Here is a 16688-nt window from a genome sequence, read left to right on the forward strand (position 1 = left end):
CCGAGCGGTGATCCGGGTGTACCACGCCGGAGCGGCGCCCCCGGCACCGGCCGGACGTTCCGGCACGGGCCGGGCGGCGCGTCGCCCTCGGCAGACGGACATTCCCGTGTCCCGCGCTTCCGGAATTCTCATCCATTCCCCGCCGGCCAATTATTCGAAAACAATACGCACCCGGCAGATGGATTCGATATTACGCGGAACAGAACTCGATCGAGACCCGCGCCCGGCGGTTACCCCGTCGCACAGATATTACGCCCGGCGGCGTGAATGTCCAGCGGCACGAGAAGCAACGAGGCACGAGTTTCCGCGTCCTCCCGGACGCGCCATGGCATCGCCCACCTGGGTGGTTCCGAAATACATTACCCGCGTGCGCCGTTATGAATTCGTCGCCCGTTATTCGGCGGAATGTCAACCCCGGCAAGCACGCTGGACGGTAGCGAATATTCTTCGCGTCGAGCACCGGGCGATGGGAGCCCCTATGGACAGCAAATACACCGACGCGCCCAAGTACACCATGCGGATAAGCCGGCTGACCATAGACAAACTCGGGATCCGGCTCTACGACCGGGTTTCCGCGGTATTGGCCGAACTCATCGCCAATTCCTACGATGCCGATGCGACGCGGGTGGAGATTTCGCTGCCGTGGGGTGTCACCCTGGCCGGGACGGTACGGGCCGCCGAGCACGCACCGTATTCGATCGTGGTGCGCGACAACGGCCACGGGATGACCGCCGACGAGGTCAACGACCACTATCTGCGGGTCGGTTCCGATCGCCGGTTGCGCGCGGGCAGCGATCTGTCCCGCTCGCTGCGGCGACCGGTGATGGGCCGCAAGGGAATCGGGAAACTGGCCGCCTTCGGAATCTGCCGGACCATCGAGGTGATCTCGGTGGGCGGCGCGGAAACCGAACGCGGACCGGACGGCTGGCCGGTGGCGAATATCGTGATGAGCCTCGACGATATGCTCTCCGATACCGAACGCGACTACCACCCCCGGCCCGGTCCGCTCGACGGCACCTTCGGCGCCCAGCGCGGCACGACGATCATCCTGCGTGATTTCCTGCGCAAACGGGTGGCGTCCGGGCCGGAACTGAGCCGGCAGCTGGCGGCCCGGTTCGGTCTCGAACGCACCGACTGGCAGGTGGAGGTACGCAACAGTGTCGCCGCGGCGGATGCGCCCCAGTATTTCGTGCTGCGCGATCTGGCCATCGACGTCATGCCGGAAACCCGGATCGCTGTGGCCGACCGTCCGGTGGAACTCGGTGACCGGTTCCTGCCGGTGACCGGCTGGGTCGCCTACGCCAAACACCCCTACCGGGACGACGCCATGGCCGGGGTCCGCATCTACGCCCGCGGCAAACTGGTCGCCCAGACCCGCGATTTCGGGATACCGGCCGGATTCACCGGCGAGTTCAAACTGCGGTCGTACCTGGTCGGCGCGATTCACGTGGACTGGCTCGACAGCGAAGAAGATCTCGTGCGCTCCGACCGTCAGGACATCATCTGGAACTCCGAACGCGGTGAGGCACTGTCGGCGTGGGGCCGCAATCTGATCCGGGAGCTGGGCCGGCTCGGCGAGAGTTCGGTGAAGCGCCGGGTGTGGGAGGAATTCGTCGAACGCTCCGGTATCCACACCATGTTGCAGTCCATCGCGCCGCAGGACCGGATGTTCCGCAAATCGGTGATGGACGCCGCCCGCATTCTGGTGAACAACAAGGACCGCGCCGCGCTCGAGGACCAGAACCATATCGACAGCCTGGTGCGGCTCGCGCTATCGCTCGGCCCGCAGCGCAGCCTGCTGGAAACGTTGAAAGAGGTCGCCGAGGATACGGGTAACCGGCTCGATATCGTCGTCGCACTGTTCGAAACCGCCCGGGTGGCCGAGGTGTATTCGCTGGGCCAGATCGCCTCGGAACGGGTCGCGGTGGTCAACCGGTTGCAAACCCTCATCGACGACCGGCATTCCCTGGAGCGGCCGTTCCAGGAGCTGATCGAACGGGCCCCGTGGCTGCTGGCCCCGGAATGGACACCCCTCGGCATGAACGAATCACTGAAGCGGGTGCGCGCCGCCTTCGAACGCTGGTATCTGCAGAAATCCGGGGTCCCGCTGGTGACCACCGCGATCGGCAGCGAGAAACGCGAACCCGATTTCGTGTTGCTGCACGATTCCGGGGAACTGTGGATCGTGGAGATCAAACGTATGGACTACCGTCTCACCGACGAGGAATACAGCCGCGCCGTGAACTACCTCTACATGCTGGAAACATTCCTCGACGAGAACCCGCGCATCGGCGAACAGTTCCCCCGCCGCCGCCTCACCTTCATCGTCGACCATATCGACCGGCTCCGCCCCGCTTCGCTGTCCTCGCTCCGCAACGATTTCCGCATCGACCGCCGCACCTGGCGCGAACTGCTCGATTCGACCCTGCGCGCCCACCGCGATTTCCTGGATCGCGTCGACGCGATGCGCCTCGGCGAACCGGGCTATCTCACCCCCGGCGCCTCCGCGGGCTGAACTGCAGGCCCGTGGCACCACACCGGCGCGCCCTCGCCACCGCGGTCACGGAAACTGCCCGGCAGCTGGGCACACTTCTGCACTGACCGCGGCCGCGCCCGATGGCCGGCAGTCGACCCGGCCCGGCGCGGCGGACCCACTGCCCCGGCGGCCGGCCGGACCTCACTTCCGCGATCGCCGAGCCGCTTGCCGCGGTGTCAGCACAACGGTCAGGCCGTCGAGCAGCCGTTCCAGTCCGAACGCGAACAGTGATTCCAGGTCGACCTCGGTATCCGGTTCGGTGAGCTGGGTGATCAGTGGCCGGTCCACGGCGAGCCGGGCCGCGCCCCATTGCCGGCTCGTCATTCCGGTGTCCAGTTCGGCGCGGGCTTCGCTCTCGATGTTCATCGCGGTGCCCCGCACATAGTTGACCAGGGTGGCGTAGACGTGGAGCCGGGTGGAGGAATCCAGCTCCAGGCCGTCGAAGGCACGCAACGTCCACAGCCCGTAGGCGATCATGGCCGGCAGGGTGGCCGGGCGAGTGATCGACACCAGCGGCGGCACCCACGGATGCCGCTGGTAGACACCCCATTGCAGCTGCGCGGCCACGCGCAGATGGGAGCGCCACACCGGCGACGGCTCGGGGTAGTCGATCTCGGCGAACGCGGCATCCGCGAGCAGCTGGGTGAGTTCGGCGCCGGCATCGAGATGGCGGCGCAGCGTCATCGTCGCGACGCCGAGGTCGGCGGCCACTGCCCGCAGGGACAGCGCGGCCAGACCGCCCTGGTCGGCAATCCGCATCGCCGCGCGCACGACCTGTTCACGGTCGAGCCCCTCGACCGTCCGCGCGGGCAGCCGTCGCGCGGCGACCACGGCGCCGACGCGGGAGGTCGATTCGATGGCACCTGAATGTTTGAGTGTGGCCAGCGCTTTGGTGGCGGTGGCGATGGCGACGCCCCAGTCGCGTGCGATGGACCTGGTGGTGGGAACGGGATCGCCCGGCCGCAGTTCGCCCGCGGCGATGCGCCGCTCGATCTCGGCGACGATACGGAGGTAGGGCGGGCGGGGATCGGTCACCCCATCATGCTGGCATGGGTCAGTGGTCGGGCAGCCAGTTGCCGTGCAGGCCCAGCGGTACGCGGGCGGGCAGGTGAATACGCGCGACGGGTGCGCCGGTGAAGTCCTGAGCGGCCAGTACGACCAGATCGGCGGCGTTGCGGTGCGGATCGTGAACGTAGGTGAGGAGATACCCCTCGTCTTCACCCGGTCCGGTGGCCGCGAACACCGCCTCGCCCACGGCTTCTCCGGCGCCGAACGCGTGCACCTCCGCGGTGCCTCGCTGAAAATCGTGTTTGACCAGTGCATTGGTGAACGAATCGTCCGGGGGCGCGCCCTCGGCTGCGAACGGTATGCCATACAGGGCCGTCGCGGCGGAGTACCCGTAGCGGTGGGGGTGCGCGGCGTAGGCGTCGTTGATGCGGGGGAAGTCCTGCGGCCGGTCGTCGATGCGTTGCTGCCGGAACTTGCCGGTGGTGAGGGTCCAGCGGTCCAGTACCGGCCGGATCGCGCCGGGATCGGCGGGGTCGAACGGGCCCTGCGCGGTGACCAGATCGACGATGATCGACTCACCCTCCTCGTAGGCGTTGAGCGTATGACTGACATGTACCGGATCGATATCGTGCCAGCGCACTTCCCCACCCGTCCGCGGCATCACCCCCACCCGGGTGGGGTGCTCCGGTAGCCAGCGGCAGTCGAACCCGTCGAACCCGAGCGGGGTATCCCAGAGCACCACATGGTTGCCGGTGAGCGCGAAGTCGTGCAGAAACGGCGTCCGCGTCATCTCGATCGGCACGGTGCGGATCACCGCCCCCGCGGTATCGGTCACGATGTACTGCACGAAATCACGGCCGGGCATATAGGACAGCGAATGCAACTCCCCCGTCCGCGGGTCGTGTTTGGAATGCGCCCCCGCGCTGAATCCCTCCGCCGTCGCGCCCAGCTCGGCGAATCCGACGGTGTTCAGTTCGTCGTCCAGTAAGGCCGGCGGCAGTCCGCCCTCGGCCATGGCGAATGTCTGCCCCGCATGCCCGATCACATGCACCATGGGGGCAAAACCCGGGACCCGCACGAACCGGTTGCGATACCACTCGGCCCGCCCGTCCCGCAGCCGCACCCCGTGCACCATGCCCTGCCCCATCCCCCAGACGTGAGCGCCCGGCTCCTCCACGCTCACCGGATTGGGACCGTTGCGCACATACCGGCCACCGAGTTCGGCCGGAATATGCCCGGTCACCGGCAGATCGTAGGCCGTGACCTCCACCTCTACCGGCGCGAAATGTCCTTCCAGATACCTCATGAGAACAACCTAGGAACTGCGGCCCGGAAACCGGTCCCGCACAGCACGATCCCCGCACTGTGTACTAGTACAGACCGCCACGCCGTGCGGCGACCGACGCCATACGGGGTGCCGAGCGCACTCCCCGGGACTTCGGTAGCCACGGTCGACGCTCCGCGGTCACGGTATGTCCTTCCGCCCGGTTGCCGTATCGATTCCCGGCCCGGTGGCATCCCGGTCTCCGTGCCGGATCACGCCCCGCAAGGTATCGGCGAAAACGGCTGTGATGGCGGCTTTTCCGATTCGGTCGGGATCGGTGCCGTATTCCAGTGCCAGACCAAGTCGCAACGACTGCAAGGTGAGAGCCAGCTGACCGGCCGGCACCGTGAGTTCGATACCGAGTTCGGCGCAGGCCCCGGCCAGCGAAGCGGCCAGCTCCTCCCGTAATGCCCGCCGCACGCCGACATAGACCTCGCGGACCTCCGGATCCCGCGCCGCCTGTTGCGCGATCTCGGTGAGCAACCGGGTCCAGGTCTCCTGCTCGACGATGCCCCGGGCCCAGACCTCGGCGATATCTTCGAGCACCGCCTCGGGCCGGTTCTGCGCTCGCACCTCGAGATTCCCCAGCGCGAGCTGGGTGCGCGCACGCTGTTCGATCACTTCCGCGAGCAAGGCGTGCTTACTCGGGAAGTTCGAGTACACCGCGCCTTTCGTGAAACCGGCGGTATACGCGATCCGATCGAGCCGTGCCCCCGAATACCCGCTTTCGGCGAAGACCGTCGCGGCGGCGTCGATCAGTCGACGGCGCACCTCCTCCCGCGGAACGCGCGGCACCGGCCCGCTCACAGGCGCCCGCCCGGCAGGTATATCTGCTGTTCATTGCCAGTTTTACGGAATCGTCCCGGTATCGGCATACCATTACGATACTTCCGGGTATCGGATACCGACAAGTATTCACACTGGTTGGATACCCGGAGGTATCGGATACTCTTGGGTATCATCGAGCCGGTCCGACCAGACACGGAAGGCGATGCGCGCAGCTCACCGCTTCCACGTCGCCGCCGACCACGAACCCATCGAGCCGGCCGAGCGACCGGACAATCACCCTGCCCACTCCTGCGAACGAAAGGCCATCGTGCCCGCGCATCTACCGGAGCCGCATGCTCTCCCCAACCCGGGCCGCCGCCAAGTGTTGTCCCTGCTGGCAGCCGCACCGTTCATAGCTCCGGCACTCGGCGCGCTGCGGCCCGCCTCCGCCACGGCGGCCCCGGCTCGCCGGCCCAACATCCTGATCGTGATGACCGATCAAGAACGCGCCGATATCGCGCGCCCGGCCGGTTTCGCGCTACCCGCCCGCGACCGGATCGATGCCGCCGGTGTGCGATTCGCCATGCACCACACCCCCACCGCGCCCTGCACACCGGCGCGGTCCACGTTCTTCACCGGTCTGCAGGCCCCCGTGAACGGCATGACCGACAATGTGGGCGGCACCGGTGTCGTCGACCACGTGCTCAACCTCACCGGCATCGCCAACGCGAACCTCGACACCGCCATCCCCACCCTCGGCACCGTGCTGCAGCAGGCCGGCTACCACACCGCCTACATCGGCAAATGGCATCTCTCCGACCCGGTGGGCCCGGATCCCGCAGGGTTGGCCGGCTACGGTTTCCACGAATCCCACGACGTCCTCGGCGGTGGCGGCCCCAACGAGGGACTGCGTGCGGACCCCGGTGTGACCGATCGCGCGGTGAACTGGTTGCGCGACAACGCCACCCGCTCCGAGCCGTGGCTTTGCGTGGTGAGTATGGTCAACCCGCACGACATGATGTTCTGCCCCCGGTTCTACCGCCTCGAGGATGTCCCCGACCACGGCGCCGAGGTGCCCCCGAACTTCGAATCCGACCTTTCCGGCAAACCCCACGTCCAGACCGTCTGGCGCACGCTCAACACCGCTGTAGGCGGGCTCATGCCCGGGGAAGCGACCTCCCCGGACGGGCGCAGGCAGTGGCAGCAGTGGGGTAACTGGTACCTCGAATTGATGCTGCGCACCGATGAACTCATCGGCCGGGTACTCGACGGTCTGGACGCCACGGGCGCCGCCGGCGACACGGTCGTCGTGCGGGTCTCCGATCACGGCGAGCTCGGTGGTGCCCACGGGCTGCGGCAGAAGGGCGCGATGATCTACCGCGAGAACAACCGGGTTCCGCTCACCATCGCCGACCCGCGCCGTCCCGGCACCCACGGCGCCGCGGTCTGCGCTCTCACCTCTCATATCGATCTCGTGCCGACGCTCGCCGCGCTCGCCGGGGTCGCACCGATCACCACCGGCCGCGACCTCACCCCGCTACTCGACAACCCGGCCCGCACCGTCCGCGAGGCGCTGCTGCTCACCGCGGACGCGAAGTCCAGCGGCGGCGCCGCCCCCGGTGTGAAGTACTGCCTGCGTGGCACCGTCACCCCGCGCTACAGTTTCGGCCGCTATTCCACCCCCGAGGGTATCGACGGCCCGCACAGCGAGTTCGAGTACGAACTCTACGACCGGCAGGACGACCCCCAGGAGCTGCGCAACCTCGCGCACGAGCCGGCCGCGGCCGCGCTCGTCGACGAACTCAACGGTGTGGTCGACGCCCTCGTCGCCGAGGAGCTGACCCCAACCTGACCCGCAGCCCGTGTGCGCAGACCATCGGCGCCTGCACGATCGGCAAGCGCGCCGCCGGCACCACCGCCGCTCTCCACGGCGGGTCGCCGCACGGGCACGAGCCGGCGGACCGGGCGAGACCTTCGACACGTAGGAGCGCGAGCCGTTCCCGCGGTCGGGCACCGGGGCCCGCGGGTCGTGTTCGGAATGCGCCCCGCACCGAACCCCTCTGCCGGGGCGCCCGGCTCGCGAATCCCACGGTGTTCAGTTTCGTCGTCCAGGCGGGATCCGGCGTCGTCTCCGCTACCCACGCCATCAGCCACAACGCGTGGGCGTGATCCGACGGCTCGGGCGGCCGAAAGACTCAAGCAGCGAGAACACGCGGTCCGAAGGCGGTGTCGAGGCGTCGTACTCGCTGGGCGACTGTGGGGCTGAACGCACTGGAATAGATGCGCATGAAACCGCGAACCAAGTGGTAGTTCCGAATGTCGTGGTCGATCATCAAGTCCATGACCGGGCGCCCCATCACCTCGGCCACCCGATGGTCGATGCGGTAGATGATGCGTCGGGATCGCACGGCGAAGGTCAGCAGGTAGCTGAGCACGTAAAGCGCCGCGAACACCGGGAGCACCACCGAACCCGGAAGTCCGGACAGGACGGCCAGGTAGACCAGCGGTAAGCCGACGGCCGAGAAGCTCAGGCCGAAGGCGATAACGGTCTTGTACGCTCCGGCTCGATAGAAATCGCCTGCGACGAGAGCTAATGCGAGCGCACCCTCCTGTTCGGCCGCGAGGAGGTCGCCGAATCGGGCACCGACTCGGAGAACCGGCGGCCGCTTCCAGGTGGCGTACCGCAATCCCAGGGTCGACCAGGTAGGAACGTTTCCCGCCACAATGCGGGGCGCCCGCACACCGAAGTTCGCCGCCAGTTCGGCAGTTCGGGTGCTGATTCGATCTAGATCCACGCGATCATGATCGCCTACGGGCACCGGAAAGAACAGACCTGTTGGTATTTCCCCTCCGATACAGCCGCCCGATCGGGCAGCACGACCGAACACCGGCGCACCCACCGGAGGGGTGGGGGTGGAACAGGTGCACAGGGATGGTCGACGATGGAGGGATGTCGCTCAGTGCGCACGAGACGGATCTGTTCGAGGGATCGCGGGGCCGGTTGGCGGCGATCGCCTACCGGCTGCTGGGGTCGGCCGGTGAGGCCGAGGACGCGGTGCAGGAGGTGTTCCTGCGCTGGCACGCGGCCGACCGGGACGGGATCGAAACGCCCGAGGCGTGGCTGACGAAAGTGCTCACCAATCTCTGTCTCAACCAGCTCACTTCGGCGCGCGCCCGGCGGGAAACCTATGTGGGCGAATGGCTTCCGGAGCCGGTGCTGGCGGGTGACCCCATTCTCGGTCCGGCCGATACCGTGGAGCAGCGCGAATCGGTATCGCTGGCGATGCTCACCCTGATGGAACGACTCTCACCCCAGGAGCGGGTGGTGTACGTGCTTCGCGAGGCATTCGAGTACCGGCACCGGGAGATCGCGGACATCCTGGATCTCTCGGAGGCGAACTGTCAGCAGCTCTACCGGCGGGCGAAGGAGCATATCGCCGCGGGCCGTGCGCGGCGGCAGGTCGACGCGGCGGCGGTGCGCACGATCGCCCGGGAATTCCTGGCCGCGACCCTCAGCGGAAATACCGAACCACTGGTCCGGATGCTCACCGCGGATGCCGTGAGTATCGCCGACGGTGGCGGCCGGGTACAGGCCCGCAAGGTGCCGGTCCGCGGTGCCGCCGCGATCGCGCACTACCTGTACGGCCTGTTCCGGCCGAACGCCGTCAAACGCAAACTGCTCGGCGACAGCCCGCGTTTCTACAGCGTCTCCGTCAATGCCGGCGAGCCCGCCCTGCTGGTCGAGGTGGGCGGGGAAGTCCTCGGCGTCTTCTGCTTCGAGGCGGCCCCGGACGGTATCGCCGCGATCCGTATCCAGGTCAATCCGGAGAAACTGGTGCGGCTCGCGGACCGCTGGGCGGCCACGGCACCCCATCACCCTCTTCCCGGCGAATGGTGACCCCGCGGCGTGCGACGGCGCTGCCACCACAGCAGCACCACAGTCGACGCGAACGGAACGGCGACGAAGGCCACCGCGGTAACGGTCAGGTCCGGATCGTGTAACTCCATCTGGGTCCAGGTCCCGCCGAAGAACTGGGCGGTGACCTGGAATGCCGTGTGGAAGCCCATACAGGACCAGAGGTTGCCGGTCACCGTGCGCAACGCACCGAGCAGCGTGGCGAACAGCCCGAACAACACCGTGCGTTCGACCGTGATCTGGCCACCGTTCAGCGCACCCCAGGCGGTGAACAGCGCCGCCTGGCCCAGTACCGCCCAGACCGGCGCGAAACGGCCGGCCAGGATTGCGATGAAGTATCCGCGGAACACCAACTCCTCGGGTATCGCCTCGTAGAGCAGCACGAGCACGGTGAGACCCAGTAGGGCGACGGCGATTTCGGCCACCGGCGCCCGCACGGTCAACTCGCTCCCGCCTGCTCCCACCAATACAGCAAGGGTGAGCCATGCGGGGACCGCCCAGCAGGCGGCACCGGAGACGAACTGCTTCACCCCGGTTCGCCACCCGGTGAGGCCCAGGTCGGACCAGCGGAGGCGGACCGGGAATCGCCGCATCAGCGCGAGCAAGGGAATGACGAACAGCGTCGCCCCTACCGCTCGCACGATATGCGCGCCGCGGGTGTACTCGGTACCGGCGACAGCGCCCACCCCGTCGATGAGCAGCAGCCACCACCCGGTGACGGCCACGAATACCAGGAGAATTCCGGCGGCTACGGCGGCACGAGCCGGCGGCTCGGCGGTCGATTGCTCCATATGCCGACAGTAGAGTCGGCAGCGGACCGTGCGCGTCCTTCATTGGGAGGACTCCCGCACATCGCCGCCGGTCCGCGCCGCCACGGAACCCATGACGCCCCATCTCCGGCCGCACTTCTCATCCGCCCGCCCAACCCGTTTCCAGCGCAGAAGCTTTCGCCGACGGCGTGCCGCTCGCTACCAGGATTCGATGAGCGGGGCCGGGTGCTCGGTCCGCCGCCACTGCTCGGTGATGCGGCCCAGCCGGTGCGTGGCGGCCATACCGCAGAAACCCGCGATCTTCCCGTCCCGCACCTCCAGGACCACCACGCCCACCACCCGGTCGCCGGTGGTCGCCACCATCGCGGGGGCACCGTTGACCACACCGGCGTGAATGGATACCGGGGCACCCACGAACCGGCGCTTGGCCGCGGTCGGTTTGAAGCCCGAGCGCAGGGTGCGCGCGATCTGGAGGGGGGACCGCAGCACCTGCAGCTTCGCCGCCAGGCCGGCGCCGTCGGAGATCGCGGTGGCGTCATCGGTCAGCAGGGCCACCAATTGTTCGGTGCGCCCCGAGGAAGCGGCGGCGACGAACGCCTCCACGATCCGGCGGGCCGAGGCCCGGTCGGCGGCGCCGGCGTGGCGGCCTGCGGCGATCCGCTGCCGGGCCCGGTGGGTGTGCTGCTGGCTCGCCGATTCGGTGATATCGAGGATATCGGCGATCTCGGCGTGCGTGTAGGAAAACGCTTCCCGCAGAACATAAACCGCCCGCTCGACCGGGGACAGCTGTTCCATCAGCCGCAGCACCGCCAGGGTGACCGATTCGCGCTGTTCGACGGTATCGGCCGGGCCCAGCATGGGGTCGCCGTCCAGCAGCGGTTCGGGGAGCCAGGCGCCGGCCGCGCGTTCGTGCCGGGCGCGGGCCGAGCGCAGCCGGTCGAGCGACAGGTTGGTCACCACCTTGGTCAGCCAGGCTTCGGGGACCTCGATCCGGTCCCGGTCGGCGGCCTGCCAGCGCAGGAACGCGTCCTGCACCACATCCTCCGCGTCGGCGGCCGATCCGAGCAGCCGGTACGCCAGCGAGGCCAGCCGCGAGCGGCCGGCCTCGAAGCGTTCCACGGTGGCGGTGTCCACGATCGCCACTTTAGGCCGCGACCGCCTTGCCACTGCGCTGCGCCGCGTCCGCCACGTGGAACCGGCGCCTGGGCATGCCGTAGGTCGGGTGACGCAGGCTCCACGGCCCCGCGGCCAGGATGGCGGCCTTCACGCCGGCGGCCGGCCGGCCCCGCAGCGCCCAGGCCCGCGACTGCGCGTCGTCGTCGACCAGCTGGAAGATCGCGTCCTTGCGGCCGAGGCTGATGTGGTTGCCGACGTAGGGCAGGCCGGTCCGCGCGATCGGCCGGCCGGTGAGATCACCGACGATAGCGGCCACGGCCTGGGTCGCGGTGAACCCCGCCGACGCGCACGACATCGGCAGCGGCCGGCCGTTGTCGCCGATCACGAAAGCGCTGTCGCCGGCGGCGTACACCCCCGGATGCGAGACCGACCGCATCATCCGGTCCACCAGGATCCGGCCGTTCTCCTGCACCGCCAGCCCGCTGGCCGCGGCCACCGGATGCACCGCGAAACCGGCTGTCCAGACGGTGGCGTCGGCGGGAAACACGGTGCCGTCGGCGGCGACCGCGCTGTTCGCCTCGACCCGTTCGATAGTGGTGTGCTCGTGCACAGCGATCCCGAAGCGGTCGAATGCCTGCCGCAGATGGCGGCGCGCCGCGGGCCCCAGCCACCCGCCCAGCTCGCCGCTGGTGGCGAGGGTGATCCGCAGCCCGGGCCGGGATTCGGCGAGTTCGGTGGCGGCTTCGATGCCCGTGAGATTGCCGCCGACGACGAGCACGGTGCCGTTCCCGTCGAGTTCGTCCAGGCGGGTGCGCAGCCGCAACGCCGACGGTCGCCCGGCAACGTGGAAGGCATGCTCGGCCACCCCCGGCACCTCGTGCACGGCGGCGGTGCTGCCCAGGGCGTAGACGAGGGTGTCGAAATCCAGCCGGTCGTTCCCGTCGTCCCCGGTGAGGGCCACGGTCCGCGCGTCCGGATCGACGGCGTCGACGCGCGCCACCCGCAGCCGGAGACCGGTTCCCGCGAACATCTCCGCCAGCTCGTGCCGCGGCAGCTCATGGCCCGCGGCGAGCTGGTGCAGGCGCATCCGTTCGACGAAATCGGGTTCCCCGTTGACGACGGTGATCTCCACCTCGTCGCGATGCAGGCGCCGGGCGAGCAGCCCGGCGGCGTAGGCGCCGGCGTATCCGGCCCCGAGGATCACGATGCGATGCAACATAGCGGTGCTCCTGTCTCGGTTCGCGTGCCCGAACCGGTGGTTCGCGGGCACTGGCGAATTTCTGATTCGCGTGCCCCTTGAACGGGGCAGCGCGCGAATCCCTGACAGGATCATCGTGTGATGTGGATCACTCTCCCGGCGCGGCCGATCGCGGGCGCCGGAAAACCCGGCGAGCCCACGCACGCAAGCGGGCGGCCCGCGGTTCCGATTCGGCGACGTCCACGGTCTCCGCCGCGGCCACCGCCTGGGCAAACCGGGCATGCAACTGCTCCCGGACCTCGTCCGGTGTGTACGCCCGGCGGCGGCGTTCCGCGCGCACCACCACCACACCGGTGGCGACCACACCGGCCGCACCCGCCAAACCCAGCACCTTCCACCACCTCATAACGCCTAGGCTACTTCTATGGCGGGTACGGATATCGATCTCGACCGGGCTGTCGAGATCACCAGAACGGGCGATATCTGGTTGTTCCGTGGACATTCCACGGCCGACCGGATGATCAGGATGACCACCAACAGTCCGGTCAACCACGTCGGTATGGCCGTGGTGATCGACGATCTCCCCGCCCTGATCTGGCATGCCGAACTCGGCCGGTCGCTCCCCGATATGTGGTCGGGCACCACCCACCGCGGCGCCCAGCTGCACAACCTGCGCGACGCGGTCCTGGTGTGGGCCAACCGCTACGGCCAGCAGGCCTGGCTGCGGCAACTCGATCCGCCCGCCACCCGCCCGATGGAGGACGGCGCGCTGCGCGCGATCGCCCGGCTCGACGGCACCCCGTTCCCATCCACGGCAGCGCTGACCGCACGCTGGTTCCGCGGCCGGATTCAATTGCCGCGCCGCAAAACCCGCCGCCCCGCGGCCCGCGAGGTCGAGAACGCCTACTGCGCGGAAATCGTCGCCGCCACCTATCAGGAGATGGGTTTGCTACCGGAGAAGCGGAGCCCCGACTGGTACGACCCCGGCCGATTCTGGAGCGGCGACCACCTGCGGCTCACCGGCGGGCATACGCTCGGCGGCGAGGTCGCGGTCGACGTGCCGCAGGCAAACGCCGGCTGATCGCATCGGGCCCGCTCGCAACGGAACTGCTCCTGCCGAAGGACCACGAACACGTCCGCAGCCTCCTCGAACAGAAACCCCGATCACCGCGTCTGCACCGCCAGCCGCGCACCGAGGGCGACGAAGGTCGCCGCGAACGTTTTGCGCAGCACGCCGAGAACCCGTGGTCGCCTCAGCACGTGGTCACGGACCGCGGCGGCACCCACCCCGTAGACCACGAACACGACGAACGTCATAGCCATGAACACGGCGCTCAGCCCGAGCATCGCGGGAACCCCCGCATCGCCGGCCGGAACGAATTGCGGAAGAAAAGCGAAGAAGAACAGCGTGAGCTTCGGGTTGAGCAGGTTCAGGGTCACCCCGGTGGCGAGGATGCGCAGGACCGAACCGCCGGTAGCCCTGGCGTCCACGGAAAGCGCGCCCGTATCGCGCCATGTCGACCATGCCAGAAAGAGCAGATACGCGACACCCGCATACTTCAGTACGGCGAAGGCCACACCACTTGCGTACAGCACGGCGGCGAGCCCGGTGATCGCGGCGAGCAGATGCGGGAGGGTGGCGAGCGTGCCCGCGAGAGCAGCCACAATACCGGCGCGGGCACCGCGGTTCAGACCGGCAGCGATCGTGTACAGGGCCCCCGTTCCCGGCGTGATGACGATGATCAACGACGTGACTACGAAGGCGAGGCCCATACCGCCGGATAGTACCGAGCACCCGGCAGATCGGAATGCCGGTTGATCCGACCGCCATCGCCGATCCGAATCCATTCACCGCCGGTCCAGGTCGACCACGAGCCAGCGATAACCGAGCGGGTAGACGTGCATCGGTGTGACGAGGGCGGCTATATCGGTAATGGCGTGCCGTACGGCGTCGGCATGCTCGAACGAGGGCACCACGACCGCTTCCGCGGCGTGTTCCATGACCGCGCCGCACAGGATGAGCGCAGTGGCCAGGGGGCCAGTATCGAGGCGGACCGTCCATACGATCCGGTAGCCGTGCCGCTCGGCAACCCGGTGGATATCCACGCCGTCGCCGTACAAGTCCCGCCGTTCCAGTCCGATCGCCTTCGGCAGTGTGCCGTCCATCCGGGCCCTTCCGGTTCGAAGTAGTGGGTACACCCGGAACCGGGGCCGGGACCGCGCCATCCGGCGACGATGCTCCTCGACCGTGCCGGATGTCCCCTCGGCACAGTCGTGCTGCCGTGGGCTTTCCCGGATCCGGGTGCGGGCCCAGTAGACACGCGGAAGCCCTTCGTGGACAGCCCATTTGGATGATCCTCGCGAGTTCGCCGGATTCCCCAGCAAACCGTCCGCGACGCGGGCACAATGCACCCAGCACGACCTGTTGGGCCATCCACGAAATCGACTGTGCGCCATCCACGATCAGGGGGAACGAAACCATGGGAAGGATCCCGACCACCATCCCGCGCCGCCAACTCGGCCGCCGCCTCCGCGAAATGCGGCAGGAGGCGGGCATGTCGATCCAGGACGCCGCCAGGCTCATCGAACGGGGAGCCGGAACCGTGCAACGCCTGGAAAAAGGCGAAGCCAACCGCATCCGGATGCTCGATATCCAAGGGCTCTGTCAGATCTACGACCGAATGGATCAGTTCGAAGAGCTGATCGAACTCGCGAAGGTCGCGGCAACCGGAGACGGCGCGGGAGGGCTGTGGCTGGGCGCGGACGGCCTCTGGCAGAACGAGTATCGCCCTGCGATTCGGGCTGACTTCGGTCTCTACGTGAGCCTGGAAACGGCCGCATCGAAACTGACCATGTACCGGCCCGACATAATCGACGGGTTGTTCCAAATTCCCGCGTACGCCCGGGCGCTCGATGCGCTGTACTTCCCGGACGCGGATTCCGAAGAACTCGACCAACGCACAAACATACGACTGAACAGGCAGCGGATTGTTACGCGTCGGCGCAACCCGGTCGACGTGGATTTGGTGATCGACGAGAGTGTGCTGCGCCGTATCGTCGGCGACCCGAATATCATGCGTAGGCAACTGCGCCACCTCGCAGACCTGTCCGTGAACGTCACAGTCGAAATTTTGCCGTTCTCCAGTGGATACCCCGGCGGCATTGCGCCCGGCCCTTTCACAATTCTGGATTTCGACCGAGTGACCGGCGAACCACCCACCGTGTTCGTCGAGAATTTCGCCGGGAACATATACCACGACCGCCCGGAGACCGTCGCCCGCTATCGAGATGCCCACGAGGCGCGCAAACGGGTAGCGTTGTCCCAGGCCGACAGCAAGCAAACGCTACGGCGGATAGCCAGGGAGTACGAGTAGTGAATATCGACCTGTCCAGAGCCCGGTGGTTCAAGAGCAGCCACAGCAGCGGGGACAACGCATGCGTAGAGGTCGCGCACCTCGGCGGTGGCATGGTCGGCGTCCGCGACTCCAAGAATCCGAGCGGGCCGGCTTTGGTCTTCACCTCCGGCCAGTGGGACGCGTTCCTGGCCTGCGCCGCCGAGGACGAGTTCGAGCGCCGGTATTAGCGGTTCCCCAGAGCGATCGGCATCCTGAGCCCTGGCTGATGTCGGTGTGGGGGCGAGTTCGACCGACCCGGCAGCCACTGCATCATGATCGCAGCGCCCCAGAAGTGGGGGGGGGACGCCCAGCGATAGGGGACCCCCGGCCCCCCGGGGGCCGGGGGGGGGGGACCCCCCCCCCGCCCCCCCCCCCCCCCCCCCCCCCACGGCAGGGCCCGGTCGGCCGTTCGTCGATCGACACCAGGCAGCCCAGCTCGCCGTGCGGGGCAGCGGCGAGCAAGAGGTTCATGGCCCCGCATTCGGGGGCGGATTCGAGCGACCGCGAACGCGACCACCTCGCGCGTTTTCGGCGTTGTCGGAGGACGTGGGGGCCCCCCCCCGGAGGTTTGGGCCCGCTAGGCCCCAAGCCCCGAGTGTAGGGATTTTTTTTTTTTAACCCGGGGCCCAGGGTGCCCCACCCCCCACTGGAATTTGG

At 68.1% G+C, this 16688-nt stretch carries 16 protein-coding genes; 6 read left to right on the top strand and 10 right to left on the bottom strand.

The features are described from left to right. Nucleotides 1-478 precede the first annotated feature (478 nt). The gene (locus QH276_RS34020; protein ID WP_280402690.1) at nucleotides 479-2515 is read left to right on the top strand and encodes an ATP-binding protein; all 2037 of its coding nucleotides are present in this window, start codon (nucleotides 479-481) and stop codon (nucleotides 2513-2515) included. Between the two features lie 162 nt (nucleotides 2516-2677). On the opposite strand, the gene QH276_RS34025 is transcribed toward QH276_RS34020, so the two are convergent. The 3 genes from QH276_RS34025 to QH276_RS34035 all read right to left on the bottom strand — a co-directional run bounded on the left by QH276_RS34025 (nucleotide 2678) and on the right by QH276_RS34035 (nucleotide 5639). After that, a complete protein-coding gene (locus QH276_RS34025) occupies nucleotides 2678-3571 on the bottom strand; it encodes a GntR family transcriptional regulator (RefSeq protein WP_280402691.1) in 894 nt (297 codons plus the stop codon). A 19-nt stretch (nucleotides 3572-3590) separates the two neighbouring features. Next, nucleotides 3591-4850: a carotenoid oxygenase family protein gene (locus tag QH276_RS34030; RefSeq protein ID WP_280402692.1), complete on the bottom strand. Its 1260-nt coding sequence runs from the start codon at nucleotides 4848-4850 to the stop codon at nucleotides 3591-3593. A 159-nt stretch (nucleotides 4851-5009) separates the two neighbouring features. Then, entirely contained in the window at nucleotides 5010-5639 is a 630-nt protein-coding gene (locus QH276_RS34035) for a TetR/AcrR family transcriptional regulator (RefSeq protein ID WP_280402693.1), read from the bottom strand. A 220-nt stretch (nucleotides 5640-5859) separates the two neighbouring features. Between QH276_RS34035 and QH276_RS34040 the strand changes: the two genes are divergently transcribed. Beyond that, entirely contained in the window at nucleotides 5860-7488 is a 1629-nt protein-coding gene (locus QH276_RS34040; RefSeq protein ID WP_280402694.1) for a sulfatase-like hydrolase/transferase, read from the top strand. Nucleotides 7489-7831: 343 nt separating this feature from the next. On the opposite strand, the gene QH276_RS34045 is transcribed toward QH276_RS34040, so the two are convergent. After that, nucleotides 7832-8431 (bottom strand): hypothetical protein, encoded by a 600-nt coding sequence (locus QH276_RS34045; RefSeq protein WP_280402695.1) that lies wholly within the window; start codon nucleotides 8429-8431, stop codon nucleotides 7832-7834. Between the two features lie 137 nt (nucleotides 8432-8568). On the opposite strand from QH276_RS34045, the gene sigJ reads away from it, so the two are divergent. Further along, nucleotides 8569-9534 carry an RNA polymerase sigma factor SigJ gene (gene sigJ, locus QH276_RS34050; protein ID WP_280402696.1) on the top strand — a complete coding sequence of 322 codons (966 nt, stop codon included), beginning with the start codon at nucleotides 8569-8571 and terminating at the stop codon, nucleotides 9532-9534. On the opposite strand, the gene QH276_RS34055 is transcribed toward sigJ, so the two are convergent. The 4 genes from QH276_RS34055 to QH276_RS34070 form a co-directional block, all read right to left on the bottom strand. Continuing rightward, a complete protein-coding gene (locus QH276_RS34055; protein ID WP_280402697.1) occupies nucleotides 9510-10343 on the bottom strand; it encodes a CPBP family intramembrane glutamic endopeptidase in 834 nt (277 codons plus the stop codon). The two genes, sigJ and QH276_RS34055, sit on opposite strands and share 25 nt — an antisense overlap. A gap of 177 nt (nucleotides 10344-10520) precedes the next feature. Further along, nucleotides 10521-11456 carry a sigma-70 family RNA polymerase sigma factor gene (locus QH276_RS34060; RefSeq protein WP_280402698.1) on the bottom strand — a complete coding sequence of 312 codons (936 nt, stop codon included), beginning with the start codon at nucleotides 11454-11456 and terminating at the stop codon, nucleotides 10521-10523. Nucleotides 11457-11466: 10 nt separating this feature from the next. Beyond that, on the bottom strand, nucleotides 11467-12657 hold the full coding sequence (locus QH276_RS34065) for an NAD(P)/FAD-dependent oxidoreductase (protein WP_280402699.1): 1191 nt from the start codon (nucleotides 12655-12657) through the stop codon (nucleotides 11467-11469). A gap of 127 nt (nucleotides 12658-12784) precedes the next feature. Then, nucleotides 12785-13042, bottom strand: coding sequence for a hypothetical protein (locus tag QH276_RS34070; RefSeq protein ID WP_280402700.1), 258 nt, complete (start codon nucleotides 13040-13042; stop codon nucleotides 12785-12787). A gap of 18 nt (nucleotides 13043-13060) precedes the next feature. Between QH276_RS34070 and QH276_RS34075 the strand changes: the two genes are divergently transcribed. Continuing rightward, nucleotides 13061-13717: a hypothetical protein gene (locus tag QH276_RS34075; protein WP_280402701.1), complete on the top strand. Its 657-nt coding sequence runs from the start codon at nucleotides 13061-13063 to the stop codon at nucleotides 13715-13717. 83 nt (nucleotides 13718-13800) lie between these two features. Here the strand turns inward: QH276_RS34075 and QH276_RS34080 are convergent, their stop codons facing one another. Both QH276_RS34080 and QH276_RS34085 read right to left on the bottom strand, forming a co-directional pair. Then, nucleotides 13801-14409, bottom strand: a complete 609-nt coding sequence (locus QH276_RS34080) for a LysE family translocator (RefSeq protein WP_280402702.1) — start codon at nucleotides 14407-14409, stop codon at nucleotides 13801-13803. Nucleotides 14410-14484: 75 nt separating this feature from the next. Beyond that, a complete protein-coding gene (locus QH276_RS34085; RefSeq protein WP_280402703.1) occupies nucleotides 14485-14802 on the bottom strand; it encodes a hypothetical protein in 318 nt (105 codons plus the stop codon). A 314-nt stretch (nucleotides 14803-15116) separates the two neighbouring features. On the opposite strand from QH276_RS34085, the gene QH276_RS34090 reads away from it, so the two are divergent. Together QH276_RS34090 and QH276_RS34095 are read left to right on the top strand one after the other, a co-directional pair. Next, nucleotides 15117-16010 carry a helix-turn-helix domain-containing protein gene (locus QH276_RS34090; protein ID WP_280402713.1) on the top strand — a complete coding sequence of 298 codons (894 nt, stop codon included), beginning with the start codon at nucleotides 15117-15119 and terminating at the stop codon, nucleotides 16008-16010. Continuing rightward, entirely contained in the window at nucleotides 16010-16219 is a 210-nt protein-coding gene (locus QH276_RS34095; protein WP_280402704.1) for a DUF397 domain-containing protein, read from the top strand. Before QH276_RS34090 ends, QH276_RS34095 begins: the two co-directional genes overlap by 1 nt. The last annotated feature ends 469 nt before the right edge of the window (nucleotides 16220-16688 follow it).

This window comes from Nocardia carnea (assembly GCF_029869215.1).
Taxonomy (GTDB): Bacteria; Actinomycetota; Actinomycetes; order Mycobacteriales; family Mycobacteriaceae; genus Nocardia; species Nocardia carnea_B.